We start from the raw sequence: 1,210 nt of genomic DNA on the forward strand, positions 1-1,210 counted from the left end.
AGGGCACCTCTAAAAACCCCGCCTTTGGCATCATTGGTCTGGAGAACACGCCGAGGACGCCACGATGATCAGCCTGTTTGCCGGCCACGAACGCGAAGCCAAGCGGCAGCAGATCGGCGATCCTCTGGCTCTGCTGTCACGGCATATCGACTTTGCCGGGATTGCTCACGCCGTAGACGCGAAGCTGTCCTTGGGTACTGGCAAGCGCGGTGGCCGTCCGGCTTGGCCGACGCAGGTGATGATCAAGCTGCTGCTGTTGCAGCAGTTGTACAACCTCTCCGACGATGCGCTGGAGTACCAGGTGCTGGATCGGCGCAGCTTCCAGCAATTCCTCGGACTGGAACACAGCGGCAAGGTGCCCGACGCCAAGACGATCTGGGTGTGGCGCGAACGGCTCAAGACCAAGGATCTGATGGGCGACATCAGCGCGGCGATCGGTGAGCAATTGCAACGTGCCGGGTTCGTTGCCCGCGGCGGTCAGATCATCGACGCCAGCATCGTCAGCGCTCCGATCCAGCGCAACACGCGCGAAGAGAACGCGCAGATCAAGCAGGGCGATGACGTCGGCCAGGACTGGAGCGATGCCAAGCGTGCGCAGAAGGATATGCAGGCACGTTGGACCAGGAAGCATGGGGTGGCGTTCTACGGCTACAAGCTGCACGCCAGCACGGACCGTCGCTGGGGCTTCATCCGCCGCTACGACGTGAGCGCGGCCAACGTGCACGACAGCCGTCACTTCGAGCAGGTGCTGGACCCGGACAACACCGGCCGCACGGTATGGGCCGATAGCGGGTATGCCGATGCAGCGCGGGAAGCAGACCTGAAAAGGCGTGGTTACCGCCCCGCGATCCAACATCAAGGGCATGCGCGCAAGCCCTTGAGCGAGGCAGCAAAGCGCCGGAACCGTCGAATTGCCAAGGATCGGGTGTTCGGCGAGCACCCGTTTGCGCGCTTGGCTCAACAAGGCGGCAAGTTCGTACGCTGCATCGGCTTGGCGCGGGCAAAGGTGGTGATCGGGCTGAAGGTCGCCAGCCATAACGTGATGCGGCTGGCACGGCTACAGGAGCGGGCCATGGTGCCAGCGTGATCGGCTGAGGTAGCCCAGCGGCCACCTCAGCCTCCCAACCACCACGATCAGGCGCCGCTCTGGTGCCGTTGCGACAGATGCTACTCCTGGCTCCAGGTCGTGGCAGGTTGTTCGAGGCGCCCT

Annotated in this window: 1 protein-coding gene; it reads left to right on the forward strand. The window is 63.6% G+C overall.

The annotated features are described in order from the left end of the window. The first annotated feature begins 64 nt into the window (after window positions 1-64). On the forward strand, window positions 65-1,087 hold the full coding sequence (locus D180_RS10575) for an IS5 family transposase (protein WP_017912770.1): 1,023 nt from the start codon (window positions 65-67) through the stop codon (window positions 1,085-1,087). The last annotated feature ends 123 nt before the right edge of the window (window positions 1,088-1,210 follow it).

The sequence above is a fragment of the Xanthomonas sp. SHU 166 genome (genome assembly GCF_000364685.1).
Classification (GTDB): Bacteria; Pseudomonadota; Gammaproteobacteria; order Xanthomonadales; family Xanthomonadaceae; genus Xanthomonas_A; species Xanthomonas_A sontii.

What these genes read in the sequence shown, in the direction of transcription:
- D180_RS10575 (WP_017912770.1), top strand. Translation starts at nt 65, where the DNA reads ATGATCAGCCTGTTTGCCGGCCACGAACGCGAAGCCAAGCGGCAGCAG.